The sequence below is a fragment of the Microcystis panniformis FACHB-1757 genome (genome assembly GCF_001264245.1).
GTDB lineage: Bacteria > Cyanobacteriota > Cyanobacteriia > Cyanobacteriales > Microcystaceae > Microcystis > Microcystis panniformis.
On record NZ_CP011339.1, the window covers coordinates 4245152 to 4264027 of the forward strand.

At 42.5% G+C, this 18876-nt stretch carries 16 protein-coding genes, 1 tRNA gene and 1 pseudogene; 4 read left to right on the forward strand and 14 right to left on the reverse strand.

The features are described from left to right. Positions 1 to 123: 123 nt before the first annotated feature. On the reverse strand, positions 124 to 1167 hold the full coding sequence (locus tag VL20_RS20295) for an IS630 family transposase (protein WP_052277597.1): 1044 nt from the start codon (positions 1165 to 1167) through the stop codon (positions 124 to 126). Positions 1168 to 1232: 65 nt separating this feature from the next. Between VL20_RS20295 and VL20_RS20300 the strand changes: the two genes are divergently transcribed. Continuing rightward, positions 1233 to 1556 carry an ISAs1 family transposase gene (locus VL20_RS20300; protein WP_052277598.1) on the forward strand — a complete coding sequence of 108 codons (324 nt, stop codon included), beginning with the start codon at positions 1233 to 1235 and terminating at the stop codon, positions 1554 to 1556. On the opposite strand, the pseudogene VL20_RS29710 reads toward VL20_RS20300, so the two are convergent. Beyond that, positions 1491 to 2292 (reverse strand): annotated as a pseudogene (locus VL20_RS29710) (IS1 family transposase). The gene VL20_RS20300 and the pseudogene VL20_RS29710 overlap by 66 nt on opposite strands. A gap of 483 nt (positions 2293 to 2775) precedes the next feature. Between VL20_RS29710 and VL20_RS20310 the strand changes: the two are divergent. Next, positions 2776 to 3462: an ISAs1 family transposase gene (locus tag VL20_RS20310; protein WP_052275253.1), complete on the forward strand. Its 687-nt coding sequence runs from the start codon at positions 2776 to 2778 to the stop codon at positions 3460 to 3462. A 443-nt stretch (positions 3463 to 3905) separates the two neighbouring features. Here VL20_RS20310 and VL20_RS20315 read toward each other — a convergent pair whose 3' ends face one another. Continuing rightward, the gene (locus tag VL20_RS20315) at positions 3906 to 4904 is read right to left on the reverse strand and encodes an IS630-like element ISMae24 family transposase (protein WP_052275630.1); all 999 of its coding nucleotides are present in this window, start codon (positions 4902 to 4904) and stop codon (positions 3906 to 3908) included. Between the two features lie 181 nt (positions 4905 to 5085). Next, positions 5086 to 5826: a hypothetical protein gene (locus VL20_RS33095; RefSeq protein ID WP_284525869.1), complete on the reverse strand. Its 741-nt coding sequence runs from the start codon at positions 5824 to 5826 to the stop codon at positions 5086 to 5088. A gap of 99 nt (positions 5827 to 5925) precedes the next feature. On the opposite strand from VL20_RS33095, the gene VL20_RS20325 reads away from it, so the two are divergent. Beyond that, positions 5926 to 6894, forward strand: coding sequence for an IS4 family transposase (locus VL20_RS20325; protein ID WP_284525870.1), 969 nt, complete (start codon positions 5926 to 5928; stop codon positions 6892 to 6894). Between the two features lie 219 nt (positions 6895 to 7113). Here the strand turns inward: VL20_RS20325 and VL20_RS20330 are convergent, their stop codons facing one another. The 7 genes from VL20_RS20330 to VL20_RS20365 all read right to left on the reverse strand — a co-directional run bounded on the left by VL20_RS20330 (position 7114) and on the right by VL20_RS20365 (position 14375). Further along, positions 7114 to 7971: an IS5 family transposase gene (locus tag VL20_RS20330; RefSeq protein ID WP_052278013.1), complete on the reverse strand. Its 858-nt coding sequence runs from the start codon at positions 7969 to 7971 to the stop codon at positions 7114 to 7116. 349 nt (positions 7972 to 8320) lie between these two features. Continuing rightward, a complete protein-coding gene (locus VL20_RS20335) occupies positions 8321 to 8956 on the reverse strand; it encodes a transposase (protein ID WP_284525871.1) in 636 nt (211 codons plus the stop codon). 209 nt (positions 8957 to 9165) lie between these two features. Further along, entirely contained in the window at positions 9166 to 9627 is a 462-nt protein-coding gene (locus tag VL20_RS20345) for a DUF1788 domain-containing protein (RefSeq protein WP_260441355.1), read from the reverse strand. A 541-nt stretch (positions 9628 to 10168) separates the two neighbouring features. After that, positions 10169 to 11665, reverse strand: coding sequence for a tetratricopeptide repeat protein (locus tag VL20_RS20350; protein ID WP_052277602.1), 1497 nt, complete (start codon positions 11663 to 11665; stop codon positions 10169 to 10171). A 517-nt stretch (positions 11666 to 12182) separates the two neighbouring features. Beyond that, positions 12183 to 12254: transfer RNA gene (locus VL20_RS20355), tRNA-Gly, on the reverse strand. 10 nt (positions 12255 to 12264) lie between these two features. Next, positions 12265 to 13332, reverse strand: coding sequence for an acyl-CoA dehydrogenase family protein (locus tag VL20_RS20360; RefSeq protein WP_002790056.1), 1068 nt, complete (start codon positions 13330 to 13332; stop codon positions 12265 to 12267). Beyond that, positions 13329 to 14375: a glucokinase gene (locus VL20_RS20365; RefSeq protein ID WP_052277603.1), complete on the reverse strand. Its 1047-nt coding sequence runs from the start codon at positions 14373 to 14375 to the stop codon at positions 13329 to 13331. Before VL20_RS20365 ends, VL20_RS20360 begins: the two co-directional genes overlap by 4 nt. 190 nt (positions 14376 to 14565) lie before the next feature. On the opposite strand from VL20_RS20365, the gene VL20_RS20370 reads away from it, so the two are divergent. Continuing rightward, positions 14566 to 15207 (forward strand): beta-carboxysome protein CcmP, encoded by a 642-nt coding sequence (locus VL20_RS20370; RefSeq protein WP_002734433.1) that lies wholly within the window; start codon positions 14566 to 14568, stop codon positions 15205 to 15207. 601 nt (positions 15208 to 15808) lie between these two features. On the opposite strand, the gene VL20_RS20375 is transcribed toward VL20_RS20370, so the two are convergent. The 3 genes from VL20_RS20375 to VL20_RS20385 form a co-directional block, all read right to left on the reverse strand. Continuing rightward, the gene (locus VL20_RS20375; RefSeq protein ID WP_052277604.1) at positions 15809 to 16957 is read right to left on the reverse strand and encodes an IS4 family transposase; all 1149 of its coding nucleotides are present in this window, start codon (positions 16955 to 16957) and stop codon (positions 15809 to 15811) included. A gap of 115 nt (positions 16958 to 17072) precedes the next feature. Next, the gene (locus VL20_RS20380) at positions 17073 to 17327 is read right to left on the reverse strand and encodes a hypothetical protein (protein WP_002790062.1); all 255 of its coding nucleotides are present in this window, start codon (positions 17325 to 17327) and stop codon (positions 17073 to 17075) included. Positions 17328 to 17380: 53 nt separating this feature from the next. Next, positions 17381 to 18760, reverse strand: a complete 1380-nt coding sequence (locus tag VL20_RS20385; RefSeq protein WP_052277605.1) for an NAD(P)/FAD-dependent oxidoreductase — start codon at positions 18758 to 18760, stop codon at positions 17381 to 17383. Positions 18761 to 18876 lie beyond the last annotated feature (116 nt).

An 18876-nucleotide genomic window follows, 5' to 3' on the forward strand; every position in this document is an offset into this window, starting at 1 on the left:
ATCCTGTATTTTAGTGGTTGAGTATGGCAGAAGGATTTGGTCCCCTAGTCTTGAACCCCAAGCAAGAGCGAGAGGCAAAACTTTTAAGAAAGAGTGTCTTGAAACATTTTCAGCACCTATACTTTAGACGTTCATAATCTGAGATTTATTAAACTTCTGAAATCGTAGAGTCAGCAAGGAATCCAGTTCTTTTTTATGTTTCAGATGGGCATCATTCAAACATTCATAAATGGCTGAAGAAAAGTCAGAAAAGTTTTCATAATATTTACCATATAAACATTTCTTTTTGACCAATTTCCACAGCCTTTCAATTAAATTTAGATTAGGTGAATAAGACGGCAGATAGAGCAGTTCTATTGACAAAGAAAGAGCCAATTCTTCAACAATTTTACATTTTTGATAGCGGGCATTATCTAAGACTAGAGTGATGGGAATCATTAGTCCTAAAGCAGCTATTTTTTCAAGGAGTTCACAGACTTGAGTTGCCGTAATATAAGTGTCATTCGTAACCAGAATAACTTCATGAGTTATTGCATTTAATGCTCCTAAAACATTGAAGCGTTTACGCCCGCTCGGTGACTTAACAAAAAGTCTCTCAAAACACCAAACAAAACCGAGAAATGCTCCCATGACGAAGTGAGCGGCATCAACAAAAAAAACAGCCCTTTTTCCTTCTTTTGCCTCATTTAGTCTGGGTTCTAGCTTTTTTTCTTTGTAGTCCTCTTGTTCATCTGGGTCAGCTTTAGAAGGAAGAGAACCTACTTTTAAACATTTCATTCCCATTGATTTTAAAAATTTTCTCACTTGGGTAGGACTTCGTTTTATTCCCGTCAATTCTTCTATCCTATATACAGCTTCATCTATTGTGGCTGGTGGATTTTTCTCGAAGTATTTTTTGAGGGTTTCTTTTTGAGACTCTAATTCACTTTTAGGGCGATAGAAGTTGATTTCTTTTAATTTTTCTATTCCGCCCTCTTGCTCATCTCGAAGATAGGTTAATAAGGTATTTGGCGAGATTCCTGCTAACTGACAAATTTTTTGGTGCGGTATCTTTTGGCTTTTTAACCAGAGAACTTCCATCTTCAGTTGAACCCGGGGATGGGGATGATGAAATCTTTCATAATACAGTGAGTTCTTTTCTTCTTCCGTGAATTCTAGGTTAATCATGTTTTTAATGAGTGCTTTGCTTCTAATTATGGCTCTTAAACTATATTATTGTCCTTGAGTAAAAAATGCAAGTTGTAGCCGTGCAAAGTATAGAAGACCCCAGAGCGGACAGGGGACGCAATCACAGCCTGGTATCCCTAATTGCCCTAGCCATTTTGGCGGTCTTAGCGGGTGCCGACGGGTTTGTCGCCATAGAAGCCTACGGAAAAGCCAAACAATCCTGGTTGAAAACCTTTTTGGAATTACCCAATGGGATACCTTCCCACGACACCTTGGGTCGAGTCTTAGGAATGCTAGAACCCGAGCAATTAAGGTCGGGATTCCTAGGGTGGATCGGGGAAATCACCGAAAAATTGGGTGGTGATTCGGTAGTAGTGATGGCGGCTTAATCCTTTGCTTTGCTGTGCATTGTAGTCATGGATAAAATACCAAACAGCCCCAACGTGATTCTCCATTTTTTTAGAGAAAGATAGACTCTCTCTCACCAGCCGAGAAATCCTTTGTCGAAAGGTATTATTTAATCTTTCAATATGATTAGTTTGACCAGTTTCTTGACCAACTGGTCGATGACGTTTACTGGGAATTACTGTCTTATATGACTCCCAAAAGTCTGTGTAAGCAACTGCACATTGTCGGTAAACGCCTGGTAAACTAGCCCAAAGTTTTTTGGCTGATTGACGACTCCTATCTCCGCGCATAGCAACCAATAATTTCTCTTGTATTTCTATCAATTGCCAGCCAAATATAGACTTTTATCGTCTTAGAAAAAACCAAAGACCACATTTCATCACATTCTATAACCAATTTACCTTTTGGTTTGTCCGAAACCTTTATTTGACGGGGAACAGCCGCCAGTTTATTGTTGACATAATTTTGTTACCATGACCAACTTACCCCTGTTACTCTAGCAATTCCTCGTCAGGAAATTCGTTCGAGCAGGAGTTTATCAATTAATTGTTTGGTTTCGTCAGAGACGGTTTTATTAGTGGGATTGATCACAAACGGTTGACCGCAATCTTTACACTGACGTTTCGGCTTGCCATTATGTGTAGAACCATTTTTGATGGTATGATAAGAACCACATTTAGGACAACAAGATGTAGAAGTTTGTGAATCTTTTGTCAGAAGACAATGTTCTAAATCTTCATCGTAATTTAACCAAAGTTTAATTATCCAAGAGAAGATATTGATAAAAATAGCAATCATAAAAAGCAAATCCCCAACATTTATCAAGCAATTATTTTTATTAGTAAATATTCTACACGACTCAGTCCAGATAAGCAAGATGGCTTACCACTACTACCGAATCACTACCAAAAATTGAACCTAGAACTAATCCACATAGATGGGAAAACCGCCAAGGGTTCCTATGACCGTGAAAAGAAACTGGCTCTTCTCGACTTTGTGTGATAATTTTTGCTTATGAAATCGTGAAATGTTTACTGGGAAAGACTTTTAGGACTATTTGGTTAAATAAACCATCAGTATAGACCTCGTTTCCACACAGAAACCAGAAGAGCCAGAAACTAAAGGCTTTGCACACAGTAAGTGCTTGGAGTAGCGAACATGGGTTAGTCTTAGCCCAAGAAAAAGTGGACAGTAAATCCAATGAAATTACCGCCGTGCCGCTCAGAAGTGCAATTGCTCAATCTCAAGGGAGCGATAGTCACTTTGGATGCCATGGGAACCCAGACGGAAATTGCCCAACAAATCAAGTCTGGGGGCGGAGATGACGTCTTAGCCCTCAAAGGCAATCAGGGCAAGCTCTTTCAACAAGTAGAAGGCTGGTTTGACCAAGCTATAGCCGGGGATTGGCAAGGGATTGAATACAGCTACCACGAAAAGGTGGAGTCGGGGCATCACCGGATCGAAACCCGTCAAATTTGGGTGGTGCCGGTGTCCCAATTACCGCCCCTGCATCGGCAGAGTCTGTGGCCTGGCCTAACCACCGTAGTCATGGTTCGCAGTGTCCGCCAATTATGGAATAAAACTACGACAGAAATTCGCTTCTTCATCAGTAGTTTAGCAGCGGATGCCCAAAAACACGCCGAGGTGATTCGCGGACATTGGAGTATTGAAAATAGTCTCCATTGGGTACTCGATGTTACCTTTAATGAAGATGCCAGTCGGGTTCGTCTGGGGCATGGAGCGGAAAACCTAGGTCTGTTGCGCCGTTTAAGTGTGAATTTGTTGAAGCAGGAGCCCTCGAAAATGAGTCTGAAAATGAAACGTTATAGGGCGAGCATGGATGATAATTTCATGGTAAAAATCTTGGAGGCCAGTGCGGTTGACTGAAAAAGGAGGTGTCAATTAGACTTGTGAGCGTTCTCGCGCAGCGAGCGCGTTGCGACCAATCCAGTCTGGAATGAAAGAACCCAGTAGATAAAGTTCCTTCTGAGTTCATCGGTTTTCGAGGATTAGAAACCCCCTAAATTTCGGAAAATTACTCGGATAGAATCGGAACAAACGCCAAAATTTAGACTAACTTCTCGGAATTCAAGGGCTCGGTCAACGCGCGATTACCCTGTACTTTTAGCAGGAATAGCAACAGCTTTCCTCAAGTCTCTTTTAAGAATTTCATTGTTCCGACATTTGGGTAAAAATTTTTCAATTGCTTGGCTATTTTCGAGCCTGCGATCCTCTAACAACAGGGCCAATATTTTTAATAAATGGGACTTACCAGAGCCAAAAAATCCCGATATCCAAACCCCATTAACTCCTGTATAATTGTTAAGTACCTAGGCAAAATTAATTACATACTCGCCTCCAAAATTGTCCAGCACTTTTTTAACGTAAGCGAGGAGGCTCTTTCGGTCTTTATAGGCGCTAAATTCAATCCATTCATATTTTAAAAATCTCCATAATATTTCAATTAAATTTAAATGAGGTGAATAAGTGGGCAACCAAAATATTTTCAAGTTTTTCTTTTCCCATTCCTCAAGTTTCTCCATAAATGCCTCGCTGGTATGAATGGAAGCTTGGTCAATTATTATGACGGTTTTTTTCTGTATATTTTGGCAATATTTATCCAGAAAATTAATAACTATCTCGCTAGTAACCGTTCCGACCTGTGTCTCATAAAATAATTGATTATCTCGTTTCATTATTCCTAAAATATTTAGTCTTTTACCTTCAATTGGTGGTAACTTTATCGTGGTTTTTTCTTCTTGCCAAGCGTAAGGAATACAAGGCTTTGAATCCCATCCCATTTCATCCAAATATCCTATCTCAATCTCTCCTCTTTTTTCCTGTTTTTTTAGTTCTTCTAAAATAGGTAGTTTGACCTCAAGCTCCCACTCATCAGGGGTTTTGGCGACCCCTCTTCTCACCCTTTTCCACCTCATGTTGATTTTTTTTATGAGTCTTTTTATCGTGTCTTTGCTTACGGTTAATTTCCATTCTTCTACAATTTTTATCTGGATTTTTTTTAAGCTTTTCGGTTCTTCTTTTACCCAGTCAATAACTTGTTGACCTTGTGCTTCTGTCAATTTAGGTTTTCTCCCTCTTCCTCGACGATTATAAAAACCAATTAGTTTTCTATCTTCCCAGGCCGTCAACCAATTATAGATGGTCTTTCTCGTAACTCCAAATATTCCGCTCAATTCTTCTATCGTGGTTCCCTGAAAACTTAAGAGTATACATTTCGCTCGCTCTCTTACTTGATGATGTTTACTAGCTCGATAAATTCTCTCTAGCATTTTCTGGCTCTCGGGGTTTAGGTCTCTAATCAATCTCATTGTATTTTCCTGCTGCTTCGTTTTTTTATGTATTATACTTCTTAATTTTTTATTTGGGTAATTAATTTTGCATGACTACTTATAAGCTGACAAAAACTCCTCTAGGCGTTTTTCAACCTCGCCGGTAAGCACATATTCTTCTAGTTCAACGTGCAGACCTGAGTGCCTGACACATCTTGTGTCAGGGGTAGCAGGTCAAGGACGACAGAGCAAAGAGTGAACACGGGAAAACCATATTGGCTCTTCTGGTTTCTGTGTGGAAACGAGGTCTATACTGATAGAATATCCGCAAAATAGCCCTAAAAGTCTTGCCCGATAAGCATTTCACGACTCCATAAGCAAAAATTATCACACAAAGTCGAGAAGAGCCCCATATTCGGTCATAGTAATCGGAGAGAGCGTTCTTAGAAGAGAAACAGGGTTCTGGGTCAGAGTGGAACAAAGGGATAGGAGAAAGCAAAGAGCGGCCCTTGTGGACAACGCCCTGGAGCCAACGAAGACCAATTTTGAGATAGCTGAGACCCCGCGTCCAATGGGGGTCAACCTGAGAGCGAAGACCATTGAGTTGAACGGCCATACCGTGAGTAGTGGCATAAAGAAGAGCAAGGGCTGCGACCAAATACAGACGGGTCAAAGCAGGAGCAGAACGGATAGCGGAGTCTTCAAGTTGAAAAGCACCGGATTTTGAATCTAAAAATAACTCCTCGACCCGAAAGCGCAAGGCGTACTGCCATAAAGTGTTCAGAGAGGGGGTTTCGTCAGTAATGACAGCCCAAGGTTCTTTGACTCCCGTGACCCTTGCCAGAACAAGATTGCATCGATAGATGCCGTCTGTCCACAGACCGACCTGATCGTAAAGAATGGCTTCTCCTTTGGCAGGCCAGAGATATTTGACTTCGATAGGATGTCGCCGAACCTTCAAGGGGTGACAGAGGGGCTACAAGCTAGATAGAGCGGGGGGTCTAGCCAAACGACCCCCTAAAGAAATAGAGTGGTTAGGACAACCACTCAAAATTTTAAAATGTTACCTTCATTCTATCAGGCTTGTTTACAGGCGAACCTTAGCGAGGCGAGCTATTTGACCTTACAGCTCCTAATCCTGCTCTTACAAAGTCATCGGATAGTCCAACTAGAGAAACTGGCCGCTCTTTTCCCGCAACCGATAACCTTTGAAAGTAGAAGACGGAATTTGCAGAGATTTCTTAAGCTCCCGCAACTAAACGTGAAACTCTTGTGGTTTCCTTTGATCAAACAGATCGTCAAGCTAGAATTTAGCGGAAAAAATAAAAATCGAGAGCCAAGAAGAAGGCTCAAAAAACTGAAACACGCGGGAAGATTATTAGTCGTCATAGATAGAACCGATTGGAAGGGTAGAAATTTATTCGTCGCCAGTGTGATTTGTGGTCGGAGAGCTTTGCCCGTATATTGGGTGTTACTGAATAAAAAAGGAAGTAGCGCTCTCGGGGAACCGAAAAAATTCCTCAAGCCAGTCTTAGGGTTGTTGAAACCCTATCCGCTCGTCGTAATGGGAGACCGTGAATTTCAGTCAGCGCAATTAGGGAAGTGGCTTGACGACAGAGGTGTAGCTTTTATCTTCCGTCAAAAGAAAAGTACCTACACGCGATTGAAAGATGGAGAAAACTATCAAGCCCTTTCCGAGTTAGAACCGAACCGGGGCGAGCGAAACTTCTTTCGGGGAGTGACCCACACGAAAAGCCATGAGATCGAGGGGTTCAACCTAGCAACTTATGGGAAAAGAGGTTATCGAACTAAAGGGTCTAAAGAGCCTTGGTATTTATTGACCAACCTAGAATCTTTAGAGATAACTCTCAAGTTATATAAATCTCGATTCGGGATTGAAGCGATGTTCAAAGATTGTCAAACGGGAGGATATAATCTTGAAAAAACGAAAGTGAGCGAGCCTCGCTTTCTCGCCTTAATTTTATTAATCGCTATCGCTTACTCTTTGAATAGAACTCTTGCAAATTAATTATATGTTATAATGATGGGTTAACTAATTTTCCCCAAAAAATTAGTTAACCAGTACATTAGTCCTGAATGAAAACTTGAAGTTTAACTTTTAACTCAAAACTCTTTAGATATGCTTTAATTTGGTTATCAAAACCTCTTTATTTAAGCAGCACAAACTATCTCAATTTTTATAATTGAGAATAAATTCTCCTTGACTTGATTAATCTTTAGGCAACTTTTAAGAAGCTGCTATACCTATCCCTAACTCACAGTTATAAATAGCCGCCAACAAGTTAACTCTTAAACTATATCTTCGACGACGATTCCGATATTTACAGGATAAGATTTTAAAGATTTTGAGTTTCCTATTTATAGGTTCAATGATAATCCTTTCTTTGGCTAAAGCCTTGTTATACTCTTTTTCTAACTCTGTTAATTTTCTATTTTTCGATTTCTTTTTCGGTGTATAACTATTACTATGGTATGCAGCTATTCCCTGATAACCACTGTCTTCTATGCTGGTAGTTAAAGGATGAAAACGAACTCGACTTTTTTTAAATAAACTAAAATCATGACCTCTACCTTTCCCACAAAAGACACAGATAATTTCCTCGGTATTTTGATCAGCTACTAATTGGGATTTTAAAGTATGATAACCTCTTTTACCCCCCAAAAAATCTTTCTGTTTCTTTTTGGGGCGTTCAATGGGAGTTTCCGTTACATCCATTACCGTTACGACCGGTATCTCTGCTTGATTGAGTAAAGCTTTTTTTCCTTTTAAACGGAAGTTTCCCGATTGTAAAAGCATTTTTTCCGTCTTATTTACAATCCGACATATAGTTGATTCTGATAGTTCCCAGCTTGTACCAATGTGAAAATATGTTCTATATTCTCGCCAATATTCTAACGTTACTAAAACTTGTTCTTCTATAGATAGTTTAGGTTTCGGTCCCCTTTTAGATGGTGAATTAGAGTCGGCTTCAACACTTTTTACTGATTCTACCATCTTTCTATATGTTGGTTTATACACACCGAAACGGCGTTTGAATTGTTCATCTGATAAGTTTTGATAATCCATAATTTTGCTAATAAACATAGCAAAATTATAGATGATTTCCTGACCTAAGATCACATTTTATTCTTTTTTCCACTTCAATCTAAGAATTGAGAAAAAAGCAAAGCCTTATATTATACCATAAAAAAATTATGCAAGAGGTCTAATACAACCCGTGGTCAAAATCTCAAGAAATCGGGAACTCGCGATTATATTTGTCGCTCCAAAGAAGCGAAACGCGGTCCGGAAAGACATAGCGATTTTTGGATAGGTACTTATGGGAGCTTCTGGATCGAGTCGATGGACGCGTACTCGGAACTCGCCTTTTCTTTGATCCGCCTCAAGCCAGGAAAACACCCCGATTTTTCTAGGGGTCTAACGGCTATGCGCCTTATCCAGCAAGCCTTTTAGTCGCCTTGTCACCCCTTGAACGCCGAACCCCATGGACCAGAACGTCGCCAGGTAAACGTAAGCAGTAATGCCATCCACTGACTTGCAGCCAACTGAGCAAACCATGATTGGCAAACCCTCGGTCGGCTAAGAGCATGACATCGGGATAATCCTTCAACAATCGCTGAGCATCGCGCAGCATCGGTTTGTAGGTGTTCACTGCGACGGTGGCACTCGGATGGTCTAGCACTCGCCATAACAGGGGGACTGCACGACCGCAACAGACTATCGACAGATGAATCATACAATAGCGATTCCACAATACAGTTGTATCTAATGCCAAGTAAAGTCGATGGCCTTTCCAGCTACTGATGGCGGCTAGCACCAGAGGAATATACAGGGATTTGACCCGAATTCGATGATTGCCCATAAATCTCTGCCATCTGCGTTCGGTGCTTTGTGCCTGTGTTGCACGACTAGGGACGTAGGACTCCCACATTGGCAGGCTTAATTTCCCGCTAGAGATTACTGCTGTGACCATCCAGGCTAATGCCTTGAGGTGTCGCAGGTCTCGCCATTGGCTGTGTTGACACAGTAAAGAAAGTAGTTGAGCATAGAGACTGGTAGTGGTTGACATGGGAGGTTCGCTGATGTTCTGTTAATCTCAGCATTCCATATCCTGCTACCTTTTTCTCTTTCCACGCTATTTCAAGGGTTTCCGACACTTGTGTCAGGCACTCAGCGTGCAGACTCGCCTCATCATTGGCATCCGCTTTGATTACCCCTTCCATAGGACGACTAACTTGTTTCTCAAAAATTCTACTTAACTGCATAATTAGTTCTCCCTTAAACTTGGTACTCGTAAATGTTAAAAGCTCGATAATATTTGTCATCTCGTAAGAGTCCAAATAAATTGAGAGAGGCTCCCGACTCTAGGGAATAGGTGTAGGCCCCCGGAAAAAACATTACCGTCGGTTGGTTGTTGTTCGTGGTTTGGAGGTTATTAAGAACATTATGGGAACGAATATAGGGAAAAATTTGACCAACACCCCATAAAAACAAGACATCAAACGGATTTTCGGCAATTTTTTCGCCTAGGGCTGGAATTAAATGACTCTCCGAATCTAACACATTTTGTAAAAGCTCTTTCAGTTCCCCTTTAGATATGGAGGATTCTATATCGAGAATTTGCTCAAATATCTGCCGTTCCCTCAATAATTCAAGACAGAGATCATAAAGATTGATCTCTAATATGCGAATCCCTTTTTGATGCAACTGACTAACCAGTTGCTTTTGCAGACGTTCCATTTCAACACTGTCTTGAGGTGGGTAAGGACAGATAAAAAAAGGAACTTCATTGCCAATTCCCTGTTTTTTGGCTCTTCTGGTTTCTGTGTGTAAACGAGGTCTATACTGATAGTTTCTTCTTTCAAAATAGTCCTAAAAGTCTTGCCCAGTAAGCATTTAACCTTACATAAGCAAAAATTATCACACAAAGTCGAGAAGAGCCGTTTTTTGAGAAATCGCTCTGCTGACAGGACCGATAATAAATATTCAAATCTTTGGTTGATTGCTATTGTTTCAAGAGAAGACATCCAAATTTCGCCCATCTTGTCAATAATATTAGTATGCCCATTTTATCTGAATAAGAGTCAAAATCGGCTCTCTTATTCTTTGTGTGATCTCGCGTAGCGAGCGCGTTGCGACCAGTTTAACTTACTATAGAAGCGATCAATCTTTGTGTCCTCTGTGTCTGGAGTGGTTCCTTCCACCCCCTCGCTAGGAGGAATGTATCTTAGAATAAATTTTACCCACCAAATCCAAGAGAACCAAAATGCTGGCTTGCTGCCTACAATTTCAGGTGATTCAGGGCTAAATTCCGTTGTTGGAGAGCTAATTGATGGCTAGGCTCTAGTTGTAGGGTTTGGTTAAAGGAAACCACTGCTTCCGAGAAACATTTTAACTTGTAGAGACAACAACCCCGTTGATACCATGCCTCAGCCTTTTGGGGTTGTAACTGTAAAGCCTTATTATAAGCTGCGACCGCTTCACTGAGTCGTTCTAATTCCCGTAAAGCTTCGCCTTTGCTAAACCAAACATTAGCATCGGATTTAATGGCCAGGGCCTGATTATAAGCCGCTAGACCTTCCGCATAATGTTGCATCCGACAGAAAATCATGCCCTTGTAATGCCATGCTTCCAGATAATCTGGCTGCAGTTGAATCGCCTTATCCCAAGATGCGATCGCATCACTGATTTGTCGTAAATTAGCTAAAGCGATGCCGCGATAAAACCAAGCCCGAGCATTATTAGTCTCTAATTGAATTACCTGATTAAAAGACCCTAAAGCTTCGGGAAAACGCCCCAATCGTTGCAAGGCCAGACCGCGATTATACCAAGCATTGACAAAATTGGGCTTTTTCCGCAGGGACTGCTGATACAATTGAACTGCTTCGCGATTCTCCCCCAAATCGAGGTGGGCATTACCGCGATAAAACCAATCCTCTGCTGAAATTTCCCGCACTAAAGCTTGTTGTTGACGCAATTGCCTTAAATCTTTTATGGCATCTAAAACTTCTACTGCCGAGGGAAAGCGTTGACGCCAGTCATAACGGGTCATTTTATCGATAATAACTGCTAGATCGTCTCTAACATCGGCATGATTGCGCCAAGCGATTTCTCCGGTTTCGGCATCTTCGGGAAATTGCATCGGTTTGAGACCGGTTAAGGCTTGAATAGCGATGATTCCCACGGCATAGACATCGCTAGACAATCGCGGTTTATTTTGCGCCTGTTCACTAGGCATATAACCAGGGGTGCCAATCCCAATGGACACACTGCTCTGTTTTGCTTTTAGCCATTGAGTCCCCACTTGTTTGACTCCGCCAAAGTCGATTAAAACTAGCTTGCCCTCTTGGCGACGGATAATATTATCGGGTTTAATATCTCGGTGAATAATGTTATTTTGATGGACAAAAGCGAGAACTTCCAAGATATCCTTTAATAACTGAATTACCTGACTCTCTTCTAAACGCTTACCCTTAGAGATTTCCTGACTAAGATCGTGACCATCGATAAATTCTTGAACGAGATAAAAAGACTTCTTTTCCTGAAAACTGGCGAAAAATTGCGGTATTTGAGGATGATGGCCGAGTTTTTCTAAAGCTCTGGCCTCACTCTCAAATAATCCTATAGTAATTTCGTTAACCACTTGGGGGATTAACTGTTTGACCACACATTGAGGACGGCCGGGGCGATAGTTATCTTGGGCTAAAAAAGTTTGACCGAAAGCCCCTTGACTTAGAGGTTTAATAACTTGGTAACGTCCCCCGATAATTAGTTTCATGGTAGCGATAGCATTATCTTTGCCCTAGAGCAGCTTGATGGGACGGTTAACAGCCAAAGGGGTTAACTTGACCAAGCCCATCTTGCCAGTTAATTGATATATTACCAAAAAATTGGGTTTAAAGCCTCGCCCTTTTAGGGCGACTTGATCTGATGTATGATACTAAGAATAGGGGGCCGGGTAAGCAACCGCTTAAAAAACCCAGTCATCAACCGATGAACGCACCTGGAAAACTAGAGTTATGGGGTTCTATAGGGGAATGCTCCTATAGGTAAAAATTCTCAGCACCAAGTACCAAAGAAACCAATTATTTTAGAGGTTTTGAACTGTATCGTAGGGCATACGAAAACAGGCTTCTGTAAGGGAGCGAAAGTCTGAGGAGAGAACCACCTCTGGGTAGGATTTCGCCAGGAATCTAATTCAAGTGGACTCGTTGAGCCATAAATTCACAGCAGTGATGCTAGAAGAATCCACGTCCGTTTACGGCGTGGGGTATGTCAAATCAATTGTCGTCAGAAGCGGGTAACGCGACTCGAACGCGCGACATTCACCTTGGGAAGGTGACGTTCTACCACTGAACTATACCCGCAAAAGTCTCCCTAATCATAGCATTGACCCCCCAGCCAGAGCAACTGCCCTAGGCTATTTTCCATCACCGCGCTGGTTTGTCCAGAAACGCTAAACTGTAAAGCTTCCCGATAGACTCGCCCCGCCGGATGATCAATAATATTCGCCGCCCCACCGGAGGCAATCACTGCCCCTTGAGCGCATTGTAGAGCCAAATTAATCGCCCGACCGCGCCAGTGCAATTTCTCGGCAAAACTGGCCTGGTGGGAATTTAACATTTTTTCTTGACAGGACAGTAGGGCCTTTTCTAGCTGTTGATGGGCATTTTTTAGGCTTTCTAGCCCTTTTTGTCGATAAACCGCAAAAATAACATCTAAGCCCGCCCAAGCACAGCCAAGGGCATGAAAACCATGATGGAGAACATTTTTTTGATCGCTGGCCTCGATCGCCGCCGCTGGTTGTAAACTAACAATAAAATCCCTTGACAAAAAGTAGTCTTGTATGGTAAGGCTCACCGTATTAGTCCCACTCATCGATAATAATTTCATCGGGGGACTGCATTGCAGACCGGGGAGAGCTTGCAGCGGTAAAAGACCGTACAGCGATCGCCCGTCCAGGAGGGTCGCCCCGATGATAAAATCTTCAAAAAAGCCCCATCCCGTCACCCAGGGGACCTGTCCACAGAGTTGATAGCCGCCGGTCACGGGAAACGCTTTCATCATTGGTTCCCCCGGACGACGTAGTTGCGAAAACCCCACCCCCACTAGCTTTTCGCCCCGGGCCATTTTGGGGAGATAAAGCTTTTTCAGGTCTTGGTTGCTGCTGGTGGCTAATTGATTAGCGGCGCTTTGGTGTTGGGTTTGCAGAAAAGTTAAAGCGCCGGAATAACGAGCGCCGAGGATTTGGAATTGTTGATAGGTGCGTTCCTCCCATCCCGCCCCCCCCCATTCTTTGGGAACACGCAAAGCTAACAAACAGCGCTCGCCCATACCCTGTAAAGCTGATTGTAGGGCGATCGGGTTGTGATCAATCCGGGCCGCTTGCGGGGCGATCCTATTCTGAAAATAATCCCTAGCCATCTCCAGTAAACCATCGCTCATAGCTGACTAGCGCAGGAAACTGCCCCCATTAGTCCCACTTGGGCATTAAGGACGATATGAACGGGAATATTGCTTAATAGCTCCCTCATCCGACCTTTAGCCCGAAAAGCCTTCATAAAGCTACCCTCAGTCATTAGAGGAAGATTTTTGGCCGCAATCCCTCCCGCTATGTATAATCCTCCGTAGGGAAGCAACTTGAGGGCTAAATTGCCCGCTTCCGCACCGTAGGCCTCGACAAAGATTTTCATGGTTTGATAACAGAGATCATCCAAGTCATCTTGGGCAAAACTGGCAATTTTAGCCGCTAAATCGACGGTTTTTTGCGGTTTACCCATTTCTTCTAACCAAGTGCGGTAAATTTCCGCCATGGCTGGTGATGACTGACTATAGTTACTATCGTGGAGAAATCGATAGATAGAAGTGATTCCAGGACCAGAAACCACTCGCTCCACCGAAAGGCGCTCGATATTATAGAGATCCAAGAGATAATTTAATAGTTGATATTCTAAACTCGAGCGAGGGGCAAAATCGGCGTGGGAACCCTCACTAGCAAACACCCGATATTTACCCTTCGACACAGGAATCAAAAAACCCTCTCCTAACCCCGTTCCCGCACCAATAACCGCAATCGGGGCCTCTGGTACTGCGGGGGCCGACTGTAGATTGTGCAGCTCCTCTGGGGCTAATCCTAACACCCCATAACCGATCGCCGCAAAATCATTAATTAATTTTACTCGCTCAATCTGCAGCTCCTGGCTTAGGCGATCGCCAGTGAGAGACCAACTTAAATTAGTCAATTCGGAACTATTGTTAACCACAGGACCGGCAATACCGAAACAAGCTTTTTCCACCGGGGGAATAGTGGTTTGTCGGGCCAAAAACTGCTGGACGATCGGCACCAGATCGGGGTATTGTTCACTAGGATAAATTTCTTGATCGAGAGTAGTTAGCAGGGGTTGGGGACTATCTGGTGAGTTTTGGCAATCCACTAAACGCAGGATTGTTTTAGTTCCCCCGATATCTCCCCCTAAAAGAATCGTCATGCTGGTTGTCCCTGAGTTTGTCCCCATAATTATAGTTTTTTTACCGCTTCTCCCCAGCAAATTTAAGGGCAGTCAATTCTATACTATAGTGAAAGATGGTAATGCCTAAGCCCTAATTAAGGATTGATTAATCATCGCTCCGGGGTTGCAATGGGGATTTGCTAGAGGACAGAAAGAGGGAGAAATTAGCTTGGGTGTAGAACTTCGCAGTTACGTTTATCTTGACAATCTACAGCTTCAACACGCTGCTTACATCGGTACAGTCGCCCAAGGATTTTTACCCTTACCCGGGGATGCTTCCCTCTGGATTGAAATTTCCCCCGGTATCGAGATTAATCGCATCACCGATATTGCCCTCAAATCCGCCGTGGTTCGTCCGGGGGTTCTATTCGTAGAACGACTCTATGGACTGCTAGAACTCCATTCTAGCAGTCAGGGAGAGGTGAGGGCGGCCGGTCAGGCAATTTTGCAGTATTTAGGCGTTAGTCAGCGCGATTGTCTGAAACCGCAAATTGTTTCTAGCCAAATTATTCGCAACATTGACGCTTACCAAGCCCAATTAATTAACCGGAGTTCTCGGGGTATGATGTTAATGGCGGGACAGACTTTGTACGTTTTAGAAGTGCAACCGGCTGCCTACGCTTCCCTAGCCGCTAATCAGGCCGAAAAAGCTGCTTTAATTAATATCCTACACGTTACTTCCGTGGGCAGTTTTGGCCGCTTATATTTAGGGGGAGAAGAACGAGATATTATGGCCGGTTCCAGGGCGGCAGTTTCAGCTTTAGAAAATATTCAAGGTCGAGCTTTTCCCGGTAGCGACAAAAAAGAATAAGCTAACAAAGGCCGGAGGCAAAAGGCAAGAGGTGGTTAGATATGTATAATGGCTCTTCGGTTTGTGTTATGCAATGGACGGGGGTTATAAGGGATGGAACCCTTATAGAGAAAGGCATTTAGCGATTTTTGTCAATTGTTTTTGCTCTAGAGCGAACTAATCAATTAAGTCTCTTGCCAGATAAGGATTTAGTCGATTTATGCCCCCCTATCGAACCATAACAAGTAACGAAGAGCCTGTATAATTAGGGCTTGCTGAATAAATGTGAAATGTAGGCAAGGTAAGGGTTTTATGGCTTTTCTCGCGAAACAGGTGCAAGATTTTGAGAGAATCGTCGTTAAAAACCTTGCGTCTTCATCAGCCCGAGTCCTGTAGGGGCGAAGCATTCGGGCAATAACCTATCGGTGAAACCGGAGATTTTCTATCCGAATGCTTCGCCCGTACTTTTTGCCGCAAACCCTAATTAATTGTGTCTAGCTACTTACTAAATCCCGTTTAAAAGGTATAGGATAGTGGGGAGTGGGAAGAAGGGAGAGGAAGTTTGAGCATTTGTACTAAATAGCTAAAAAAGGAATTTCGCCCTGAGAGGGGGACAAGCGAGCTAGAAGGTAGATAGGGCAAGCGATATCGCTCTTTGTCCTTTGATGTAATCCTTCAACCGATAGCGGCTAATTTGCATTAGCTCTTCTATATTTTTTGGGAACATTTGATGTAGCTGGAGCCAATGATAGAGATGTTGACCCACATAAAAACTACTGTGTCTGCGTTGACCTTTATATCTTTTTTCAGGTCTTGTGACATATTTTTGGATTCCCATATCCTTAATTTTTTTACCTTGCATTGTGGCACTTGTATAGGCGATAGCTATAACAATTATCAGCTTTGATAGGTATTGCGGTGCTAATTGAGAACCTTCTAAGCTATAGCCTCCCGACTTAAAATCTCGAAACATCTCTTCAATATCAAATCTTTTTTGATCGGCAATTATTGCCGTCTCTAAATCCCCAAAATTTGTCAGAATATACCAAGGTTCTTTTGTGCGAAAACCTCGGTAAGTTTTTTTCCATTTACCAGCTACGTTAAACGAGCCAAATCCCTGCTCTTTTGTAAGATTAACATCATTTAAAAATAGTTGAGTTCCTGGACTTAAACCTAACTCTCTCATTTCTTGATAAATTCCTTCTTTTGTCTTGACATTTGTACTTTTTTTTTGTCTTAAACAAAAGTACAAACTCTGCTTCTGAAGCCACTTTCCAAGACTGACCGAGCAAAATTCTCTATCTCCTAACACCAGGATTTTATGACCTAATAGCACCGTCAATATTTTCCCCAATACTCGCTGCTGTTCTTCGAGATTACTACTTCCTTTTTTATCCAATATCTCCCAATAGATTGGGATGGCTCTCTTGTCATAAATTAGACTCACCATCAAGATATTAATTGCTCCCCAACTCCTTCGGTCTATGGCAATATATACTAATCCTTTTATTGTGAATCTCTCCTGCTGTTTTAACATCTCTTTTAAGCAGAGAAACCAGATTTTTTCAATATTCAGAATTTCCAGCTTTAAAAATCTTTTTAGTTTTTTTCTCCGACTCTCAAACAGGATTGGTATTGGTAAGGCTTCAGCTAATATCTCTAACTTTGCTTGCTTCAATATTTGCAAGGTTCCAACTACCATTAACAACAGTAGATATCTGGCTCGCCCCAGTTCATTTTCTAACACTTTCTGGTATAGTTCACTTATCATTTTCGTTATTTAGGTCATATATGGTAAATATGACTTATCTTTTTTGGGAGTCTGTGTCTGTATTCCATGCTACATAAGCTTTTCAGCTGGCTTGTCCCCCTGTCAGAATTTCGCCCTATTGGGGAGATTCAAAAATTAGTTCGCCATTATTCATTTTTTCAACGACTAAATGGCGATAGAGTGTCACTTGCCGGAAGATTTGGTCGGGATTATTTTTCTTATTAGAAAACATGATCGTTTTAATCGATTCAAATTCTATTCTTGTGATCACACCATCTTTGATCGCTCGTTCAATTTTAACTCGTAAATATTCTAATTCTTGGCTTTCCTCTGGGGTAATTTCCAGACTGTTAGGATGTTCTATTTTCATGATCGATTGTTCTTACCGGCTAACTGATAACTAGATAATCACGGCTATTTTTTTCACACTTTCACAATCGGTGGAGAGAGAGTTTCCGTCTGGTTAGAAACGGCGAGATTATTATTATTTTGGCTGTTATTTTGCGGCAATTGTCCCGAGGCTAAATTTTGCCCCTCTCCCGTAATCAAACGAGCGCCACGACCGCGGGTAAAATAATTCCAACCCCATTGCACCATCACCACTAATTTATTATCAAATTCGATCAGATAGTAAATATGGGCCCAAACCCAGACTAACCAAGCGATGAACCCAGAAAACTTGACAAATCCCAAATCAACCACGGCCGCATTTTGGCCGATCACTGCCAGACTACCTCGATCGATATAATGAAAAGGTTGAATAGTTTGCCCTTTTAGGCGAGAAATTAATAAATTCGCCAGATATTCGCCCTCCTGCATGGCCACGGGGGCAATTCCGGCTAAAGGTTTATCTCCCTGATGGGCAAAATTAGCCAGATCCCCGATCACAAAAATATTGGCATAACCAGCGATACTTAAATCAGGTTCGACGATTACCCGGCCGACGCGATCGAGATTTACCCCAGTTCTTTCGGCCAAAATTCGCCCCATTCTCGATGCTTTTACCCCCGCTGCCCATAAAATTGTCTCGGCAGCGATTTCTGTGGTTTTTTCTCCCTGACGGACGGTGACACAACCTTCAACAATATTGGTAACGATGCTGTTAGTTTGCACTGTCACCCCTAATTTTGTGAGAGAAGCGGCAGCTTTAGCGGATAAATCGGGTGAATATGGGGGTAATACTCGATCCATCCCTTCTAAGAGCAAAATTTTCGCTTCTGTGGGGTTAATCTGGTGGAAATCAGACCTAAGCGCACCGTGGGCAATTTCTGCGATCGCTCCTGCTAATTCTACCCCCGTCGGTCCGCCACCGACAATAACAAAAGTTAATAAAGCTTGCCGTTTTTCGGCATCAATTTCTTTCTCGGCCTTCTCGAAAGCGAGATAGATGCGACGACGCATTTCTACTGCGTCTTCAATGGTTTTTAACCCTGGAGCGTAGGGCTGCCATTGATCATTGCCAAAATAGTGATGACTGACTCCCGTGGCAATAACTAATTGATCGTAGGCGATCGGTGGGTGATCTTCCAAGATCACTTCTCCCTTGACCGGATCTATATCTATGGCATGATCGAGGAGAATATCTGTATTGTCATGACCCCGTAGGATTAAGCGCAAAGGTGAGGAGATATCGGCCGGAGACAGCGCCCCAGTAGCGACTTGATAGAGGAGGGGCTGAAAAAGATGGAAATTTCGCTTATCGATGAGGGTAACATGAACGGGGGCGTTTTTTAGGGCTTTGGCCGTGTATAAACCCGCAAATCCGCCGCCGATGATAACAACTCTTGGCTGTTTTTCAGTCATTGCTTAACAATAATTCATAAATTTTTCCCTAGTGTAGTCCGGATTGTCACAATTTAGCGGTGACGAGCGTTACCGAAAACAGCAGTCTTTAACCTAGAAAAAAATATAGATAAGCT

Coding starts and splice junctions, on each gene's coding strand:
- VL20_RS20310 (WP_052275253.1), top strand. CDS start 2,776: ATGAAATTACCGCCGTGCCGCTCAGAAGTGCAATTGCTCAATCTCAAG.
- VL20_RS20300 (WP_052277598.1), top strand. CDS start 1,233: ATGCAAGTTGTAGCCGTGCAAAGTATAGAAGACCCCAGAGCGGACAGG.
- VL20_RS20350 (WP_052277602.1), bottom strand. CDS start 11,665: ATGAAACTAATTATCGGGGGACGTTACCAAGTTATTAAACCTCTAAGT.
- VL20_RS20315 (WP_052275630.1), bottom strand. CDS start 4,904: ATGAGATTGATTAGAGACCTAAACCCCGAGAGCCAGAAAATGCTAGAG.
- VL20_RS20375 (WP_052277604.1), bottom strand. CDS start 16,957: ATGATAAGTGAACTATACCAGAAAGTGTTAGAAAATGAACTGGGGCGA.
- VL20_RS20345 (WP_260441355.1), bottom strand. CDS start 9,627: ATGGAACGTCTGCAAAAGCAACTGGTTAGTCAGTTGCATCAAAAAGGG.
- VL20_RS20330 (WP_052278013.1), bottom strand. CDS start 7,971: ATGTTTATTAGCAAAATTATGGATTATCAAAACTTATCAGATGAACAA.
- VL20_RS20325 (WP_284525870.1), top strand. CDS start 5,926: ATGTTACCTTCATTCTATCAGGCTTGTTTACAGGCGAACCTTAGCGAG.
- VL20_RS20380 (WP_002790062.1), bottom strand. CDS start 17,327: ATGAAAATAGAACATCCTAACAGTCTGGAAATTACCCCAGAGGAAAGC.
- VL20_RS20385 (WP_052277605.1), bottom strand. CDS start 18,760: ATGACTGAAAAACAGCCAAGAGTTGTTATCATCGGCGGCGGATTTGCG.
- VL20_RS20335 (WP_284525871.1), bottom strand. CDS start 8,956: ATGTCAACCACTACCAGTCTCTATGCTCAACTACTTTCTTTACTGTGT.
- VL20_RS20295 (WP_052277597.1), bottom strand. CDS start 1,167: ATGATTAACCTAGAATTCACGGAAGAAGAAAAGAACTCACTGTATTAT.
- VL20_RS20365 (WP_052277603.1), bottom strand. CDS start 14,375: ATGACGATTCTTTTAGGGGGAGATATCGGGGGAACTAAAACAATCCTG.
- VL20_RS20360 (WP_002790056.1), bottom strand. CDS start 13,332: ATGAGCGATGGTTTACTGGAGATGGCTAGGGATTATTTTCAGAATAGG.